Source organism: Arthrobacter sp. Bi83 (genome assembly GCF_918698095.1).
Taxonomy (GTDB): domain Bacteria; phylum Actinomycetota; class Actinomycetes; order Actinomycetales; family Micrococcaceae; genus Arthrobacter.
In genome coordinates, this window is the sequence record NZ_CAKKLY010000057.1 from 20441 (window position 1) to 27654 (window position 7214).

At 64.8% G+C, this 7214-nt stretch carries 5 protein-coding genes; all 5 read right to left on the reverse strand.

Annotation, left to right across the window (positions count from 1 at the left end):
• Positions 1 to 76: 76 nt before the first annotated feature.
• On the reverse strand, positions 77 to 2308 hold the full coding sequence (locus LQ144_RS19820; RefSeq protein WP_230120657.1) for an AAA family ATPase: 2232 nt from the start codon (positions 2306 to 2308) through the stop codon (positions 77 to 79).
• 54 nt (positions 2309 to 2362) lie between these two features.
• Positions 2363 to 2605, reverse strand: coding sequence for a PLDc N-terminal domain-containing protein (locus LQ144_RS19825; protein ID WP_230120659.1), 243 nt, complete (start codon positions 2603 to 2605; stop codon positions 2363 to 2365).
• A 1-nt stretch (position 2606) separates the two neighbouring features.
• On the reverse strand, positions 2607 to 3035 hold the full coding sequence (locus LQ144_RS19830) for a thioesterase family protein (protein ID WP_230120661.1): 429 nt from the start codon (positions 3033 to 3035) through the stop codon (positions 2607 to 2609).
• Between the two features lie 56 nt (positions 3036 to 3091).
• Entirely contained in the window at positions 3092 to 5023 is a 1932-nt protein-coding gene (locus tag LQ144_RS19835) for an ABC transporter ATP-binding protein (RefSeq protein WP_230120667.1), read from the reverse strand.
• A gap of 137 nt (positions 5024 to 5160) precedes the next feature.
• A complete protein-coding gene (locus LQ144_RS19840) occupies positions 5161 to 6894 on the reverse strand; it encodes an ABC transporter ATP-binding protein (protein WP_230120668.1) in 1734 nt (577 codons plus the stop codon).
• Positions 6895 to 7214: the final 320 nt, after the last annotated feature.

The window sequence follows — 7214 nt, forward strand, 5'->3', positions numbered from 1 at the left end:
GGGCTTGGTGCGTGCGGCTGGGCTGACACCCGCGGGGCCGGGGCCGCCGCTTGGCCTGGCGCGGTATCCGGCCGAGCTAGCGAGCCGCAAGGCGTCCCAGCAGCTGGTCCAGCCCGAATCGTTCCTCCAGCTGCGCGCGGTTCAGCTGCCCGTGGTAGTGCTCCTCGAGCAACGGCATGAGCTCGTATTTCCAGATCCGGCGCAGACCGGAGGGGGTCTGGGCCGTCTTCTTCATGAAGTACGAGGGGCCGATCATGAGGTCGCGGTCCCACTCGTCGATGGCGCCGTTCAGTGCGTCCAGCAAACGCGCAGGGGTGGTGTCCAGCTGCCGCGCCTCCAGGAACCGCAGCAGCGACCCCCTCACCGGCTCGGTGTTCGGGTGCAGTTCGATGAAGGCGAAACGGCGGCGGATGGCGGCATCCATCATGGCGATGGAACGGTCCGCGGTGTTCATGGTGCCGATGATGTACAGGTTGTCCGGGAGCGTGAACGGCTCGTTGGGGCTGTACTGCAGGTAGATGCGGTCGTCGCGGTACTCCAGCAGGAAGTACAGCTCGCCGAACACTTTGGCCAGGTTGGCGCGGTTCATCTCGTCGATGATCAGGAAGTACGGCTTCGACTCGTTGCCGGGTTTGGCCGCTTCTTCGGCGAGCCGGCGCAGTGGCCCGGCTACGAGCTTGAAGGACACCTGCCCCTCGTCCGTCTTGTCCGGCCGGTAGCCCTCGAAGAAATCCTCGTAGGCGTAGGAAGGGTGGAACTGCACCAGCTTCACGCGCTCGTCGGTGCTGTCCTGCGCGAGCTCGGCCGCGAGGTGCTTCGCGAGGTACGTCTTGCCCGTTCCCGGCGGGCCGTAGAGCACCAGCTGCCGGTTCTCCTCCAGCAGTTCGGCGATCTCCTGCAGCGGTTCCAGATCCATGTGGAGCGAGTCCGCGAACTCGCGCGTCAGCGGACGGAACCCCTCCTGGACGGGGACGACGACGGCGGCAGGTTCCGTATCGCCGTCGGGCTCTGCTTCCGCTTCAGCAGGCACAAGCGCCTGCAGCGCCTGCACCACGCGGGTGACATCGACGACGATGCCCGGCGTGGCGAGCTGGCGCTGGACGTGGCGCGGCAGGTCGGCCGTGGCGTGGGCTTCGTCGAACCAGCGGACCTTGCGGCGCATCCGCCGGTTGTCCCCGTTGTGGTCCGGCTCCCCCAGCACGACGCCGATCCGGACGGCACCGGCGTTCTGGTAGAGCGCCAGGTCCCCCGGCTTCATCACGGTCAGGAAGGCGAAAACCGCCGTCTTGGTGTCCTCCCGCTCCACGTAGCCGAGGTGCTTGTAATCCTCGTCCACAGCATGTTGGACCAGCCCGGCGGTGACGCCGGCGTCCAGCAGGCGGAGGTGCTCGACGTCGAGGGTCACTTTTTCCTCGCCCCGCCAGGCTGCGAGCAGTTCGGCGTTGTCGGAGTGGGTCCGCAGCAGCCAGGCACGGCGGCCCGGATCGCCGACCTTGCGCCACTGGCTCACGAGCTGGCGGGAATACCAGTCGATGCGCTGGCCTGCCTGCTCATCGAGGTGCAGGCGGATGCGGCGGATGTCTGCGGTGATCTCCTCGTCGCTGTCGCCCTTGGCCCCGCCCACCAGGGAGGCGAAGGCGTCGCGGATCTCCCGGCGCTCAACATCCGCCACAACGGGTTCGAAGTAGCCGGGCCAGGTGAGGTATTCAACGCTGCGGCGGATGGCCGGCTGATCCTCCGGCGTGCCCGCTGCCAGCAGGTGGAAGGCCAAGGGGTCCTTCAGCGCCCTGCTGATGGCTGAAGTGGACTGCTGGTCGACGTGCTGCACGAACCGGCAAAGCCACTTCAGGTGGTCCCAGATGGTCCAGTTGAACTCCGCGGTCCGGTCCCGGATGACGCCGTGGTCGGTCATGCCCCGGTACAGCTCGTCGGGAAGCTCGAGCGGGGGTTCGAGCCAGGACGCGGCTTCGGCCACGCGGGCCCGCTTGACCTTGAGGGACTTGACCTCGTGCGCCAGGGGCAGCGACTGCAGGAACAGCAGCTCCACGGCAAGCTGCTTCGCAGCCCGGGAGGCATCCGCGAGGCTGTGCCGCAGATTGGTCATCATGGGCGCCTTGGCGTCCACGACGCCCCGTTCCAGTCGCTCCAGCAGTTCCGCGGCGGCGTCGGAAGTCCACGTCTGGGTGCGCCGGTCCAGCGCAGACGGCCTGCCCTGGAGTCCGGCCCCAAGAACAAACCACGCTGCGTCTTCGATCTCTTTGGAGATGCCGAGGGCACGGTGCATGGCAGGCTTCGGGTTGGGGGTCATGCCTTCAAATTTACAGGCTAAAGCTGAACGCCAGCACCACGCCGTCCGGCGAACCTACTTGCCGGTAGGCAGCGGCAGCCTCTTCCGGCCAAATGCAAAGTAGCTTCCCGGGCCGATGAAATTGACCAGGGTGACCACCCGCCAGAGCGTCTTTGAGCCGCGGATCTGGTCGGCCGGACGGCGGGAGATATCGCGCTGGGCGGCGGCGAGGAATGCCAGCTGCGCGGCACCCAGGATGACCGTTGCAATGCGTGCGGCGGGCGGCAGGTCCTTCCAGGCCTTCTTCTTCTTTTTCACGTTATGCCTCCTTGCGTTCGGTGAAGGGCTCCAGCCGCTGCTTCTGCTCCGGAGTCAGCCGCAGGACCCGTCCGGTGGCTTCGTCGACGAAGGCGAGGTGGCTTGACGCCTTCACACAATCCTCGCGAGTAACGGGGTCCTGCACAAGGTAGTGGATGTCGAAACTGGCGCCTTTGACGGCACCAATCCACAGCTGGACGACGGCGGGAACGTTGCGGTACTCGAGGGTCCTCACGTACCTGATGCGGTGGTCCACCACGAGCGCCATGGTGCCCTCAGCGACATCGTTGAACAGGGAGACGTGCGGTTCCACCCCTGGCAGACCGGCGCCCCGCGGCGGGCCGAAGGCGGCGATGCGGGCCTCCTCCAGCATGCGGACGACCTGCACGTTGTTGATGTGCCCGTAGGCGTCCATGTCACCCCAGCGCATCGGCACGAGCACCTCGATGCGCCGGGGATCGGTATGGCCTGCCGACCCGTGCGCGGTCAGCTGTGCACCGCCGTCGAATCATCCACGGGGGTTTCCTCGACATCGGCGCCCGCGAACTGCGACATGTACAGCCGGTAGTACGCTCCTTCGGCAGCCAGCAGGGTCTGGTGGTTGCCCTGCTCCACAATCGTGCCGTTCTCCATCACCAGAATGGTGTCGGCGTCGCGGATGGTGGAGAGGCGGTGGGCGATCACGAAGCTGGTCCGGTCCGTCCGCAGCGCGGCCATCGCCTTCTGGACAAGGAGTTCGGTGCGGGTATCAACCGAGCTCGTGGCCTCGTCCAGGATCAGCAGCGACGGGTTGGCGACGAATGCCCGGGCAATGGTAATCAGCTGCTTTTCGCCGGCGCTGACGTTGTTGCCTTCCTCGTCGATAACCGTGTCATAGCCGTCCGGAAGCGCACGCACGAACCGGTCCACGAACGTGGCCTTGGCCGCTGCCATGATCTGATCCTCGGTGGCGTCCAGCTTGCCGTACTTGATGTTGTCGTAAATGGAGCCGCCGAACAGCCAGGCATCCTGCAGCACCATCCCCACCTTGGAACGGAGCTCGGCCCGGCTCAGCTGCGTGACGTCCACACCGTCCAGTGTGATGGAGCCGGCGTTGAGCTCGTAGAAGCGCATCACGAGGTTGACCAGGGTGGTCTTGCCCGCTCCGGTGGGTCCGACGATGGCCACGGTGTGTCCCGGCTCGGCCGTAAAGGACAGGTTTTCGATGAGCGGCTTGTCCTCCGTGTAGCTGAAGGTGACGTCGCGGAATTCCACATGGCCGTCCGTCTTGGCAGGCAGGTGCCGGGTGGCCGTCTCGGCATCCTGCTCGTCCGCGTCCAGGAACTCGAACACGCGCTCGGCCGATGCCACGCCGGACTGCAGCATGTTGGCCATGCCCGCCATCTGGCCCAGCGGCTGGGTGAACTCGCGCGAGTACTGGATAAACGCCGTCGCGTCGCCAAGGCTCATGCTGCCGGAGGCCACGCGGAGACCACCCACGACGGCGATGCCCACGTAGCTGAGGTAGGAGACGAACTGCATGACGGGGAAGATGATCCCCGAGACGAACTGCGCGCCGAAGCTGGCCTTGTACAGGGCCTCGTTGCGTTCCTCGAAACGCTCCAGCATGTCGGCGTCACGGCCAAAGACCCGCACCAGGTCGTGGCCGGAGAACGACTCCTCGATCTGGCCGTTCAGTTCGCCGGTGTTCTTCCACTGCGCGGCGAACAGCTTTTGGCTGCGCGCGCCGATCACACCGGCCGCCACGCCGGACAGCGGCAGCGCGATCAGGGCGATCAGGGCCAGTTGCCAGGAGACGATGAACATCATGATGACGATGCCAACGACGGTCAGGACCGAGCTGATCAGCTGCGCGAACGCCTGTTGGAGCGCCTGCTGGACGTTGTCGACGTCGTTCGTTACGCGGGAAAGGACGTCGCCGCGCTGGCGGGTGTCAAAGTAGTTCAGCGGCAGCCGGTTGAGCTTCTTCTCGGTGTCGTCGCGCAGCTGGCGGATGACCTTCATGACGATGCGGTTCAGCACATAGCCCTGAAGCCACAGGAAGATGTTGGCCACGAAGTACATGAGCAGCACTGCGGAGATCAGGACCGTCAGTTTCTGGAAGTCGATGCCCGTGCCGGGAACCAGCTCCATCTTCGCGATCATGTCCGCGAAGTTGTCCTGGCCCTGCGCCCGCAGGCCGCTGACGAACTGCTCCTTGCTTACGCTCGCCGGGAGTTGCTTGCCCACCACGCCGCCGAAGATAACGTCCATGGCCTGGCCGAGAATTTTGGGCGCGATGACGTTGAGAACCACTGACACGATGACCATGGCCACCACGATGTAGATGCCCGCGGCCTCGGGCTTGAGCAGCCCCAGGAGCCGCTTGGCAGAGGGCCAGAAGTTCTGGGCTTTCTTCGCCGGCATGGCGCCGAACATGCCGCCGTCCGCCTCCGAAGGCTTGTACTCCTCCTCGACGAAGTCGTCGTCTGCGAGCGCTGCGGGATCGGCCGCCGTCTCCTCCGTCAGTGTCCCTGCCGGTTTTTTGCGGTCGCGCAGGGTCTTCTTGTCGGCGCTCATGCGACTTCCTCCACGCTCAGCTGGGACTCAACAATTTCCTGGTACGTGGGCGAGGTTTCCAGCAGTTCCTCATGCGTTCCGCGGTCCACGATCCTGCCGTTGTCCAGCACCAGAATCTGGTCGGCGTCGGTAATGGTGGAGATCCGCTGCGCCACGATGATGACCGTGGCGTCGGCGGTGGTCCGCTTCAGGGCTGCGCGCAGCCGCGCATCCGTCGCAACGTCCAAGGCCGAGAAGGAGTCGTCGAAAAGGTACACCTTGGGTTTCGTCACCAGCGCCCTGGCGATGCAGAGGCGCTGCCGCTGTCCACCCGAGACGTTGGTGCCGCCCTGGGAGATCCGGGATCCAAGCCCGTTCTTCTTTTCGCGGACGAAGCCGTCGCCCTGCGCCACGCGCAGCGCGTCCCACAGTTCCTCATCGGTTGCCTCGGTCTTGCCGAAGCGCAGGTTGTGCTCGATGGTTCCGGAGAACAGGTAGGGGCGCTGGGGCACGAGGGCCACGCGTTTGGTGATTTCCGCCCGGTCCAGGTTGCTGACGTGGACGCCGTCGAGCAGCACTTCCCCGTCGGCCACGTCATAGAGCCGGGGCAGCAGCGACAGCAGGGACGACTTGCCGGCGCCGGTGGAGCCGATGATGGCAAGGGTCTCCCCCGGCCGCGCGGTGAAGCTGATGTTGCTGAGAACGGGGGCTTCCGCTCCCGGGTAGGCGAAGGTGACGTTGCGGTATTCCACCACGCCTTCGAGCTTCGCCGGTGTCTGCGGGCTCTCGGGGTCGTGGATGGAAGGCTCGACGTCGAGAACCTCGCCAATGCGGTCCGCGCAGACCGAGGCCCGCGGAATCATCATGGCCATGAACGTGCCCATCATGACCGCCATGAGGATCTGGAGCAGGTACTGCAGGAAGGCCGTCAAGGAGCCAACCTGCATGTCCCCGGAGTCCACACGCTGGCCGCCGAACCAGAGCACCGCGGCAGTGGACAGGTGCAGGATCATGCCGATCGCCGGGAACATCAGGACGAACAGGGCACCGATCTTCAGTGAAACGTCCGTGAGTTCCTTGTTAGCCTGGCCGAATCGCTCAGTCTCATACGGCTCACGGACGAAGGCCCGCACCACACGGATGCCGATGATCTGCTCGCGGAGTACGCCGTTGATGCGGTCGATCTTCGTCTGCATGGAGCGGAAAAGCGGCATCAGGCGGACCACGATGTAGCCCACCACCACGATGAGAACCGGCACGGAGACCCAGACGAGCCAGGACAGGTTGATGTCCTCTCGCAGCGCCATGACGATGCCGCCGATGCACATAATCGGGGTGGACACCATGAAGTTCAGGCCCATCAGCACCAGCATCTGCACCTGCTGGACGTCGTTGGTTCCCCGGGTGATCAGTGTGGGTGCCCCGAACGTGTTGACGTCCTTGGCTGAAAAGCTCGTCACTTTGCGGAACACGCCACGGCGCAGGTCACGGCCAATCGCCATGGCCGTCTTGGAGCCGAAGTACACGGCGGCGATGGCGGCGCCTACCTGGACGAACGCGACGAGGAGCATCATGCCGCCGGTGCGCCAGATGAAGTCGGTGTCGCCGCGCGAAACACCCTCGTCGATGATCCGGGCGTTCAGGCTCGGCAGGTAAAGGGCGGCGATGGTGGACGCAAGCTGAAAGGCGATGACAGCCACGATGTACGGCAGATACGGCTTGGAAAAGCGCCGTATGAGGGTGACGAGCATGCTCACGGATCCTTAGGGAGAGAGCGCGAATTGTTTAAGAGAAGTAATAGCAGCCGGGGCTGACATCCTTAGCCTTCCCACTCTACGAAATCCGTTGCCCCAGCGAAACATCGACGGTCAAGATCATCCCTGCGGAGTACATTCCCCAGCGAACTCCAGCGCGAACGAACACCTGAGGCCCCAGTGAACCAGGCTTGGGTTCTAGCGGTCGTTGCAACACCCCGACTTTTGGGAGTTGCAACGACCGTGGTTCGTTTAAGCGGTGATTCATCAGGATCCGGGTGGTACTCGCAGGATCAGAAGGATGCATTTTTCGCGGT

Excerpts from the sequence above, each read along its gene's own strand:
- LQ144_RS19820 (WP_230120657.1), bottom strand. The coding sequence starts at position 2,308 with ATGACCCCCAACCCGAAGCCTGCCATGCACCGTGCCCTCGGCATCTCC.
- LQ144_RS19830 (WP_230120661.1), bottom strand. The coding sequence starts at position 3,035 with ATGCGCTGGGGTGACATGGACGCCTACGGGCACATCAACAACGTGCAG.
- LQ144_RS19835 (WP_230120667.1), bottom strand. The coding sequence starts at position 5,023 with ATGTTCGGCGCCATGCCGGCGAAGAAAGCCCAGAACTTCTGGCCCTCT.
- LQ144_RS19840 (WP_230120668.1), bottom strand. The coding sequence starts at position 6,894 with ATGCTCGTCACCCTCATACGGCGCTTTTCCAAGCCGTATCTGCCGTAC.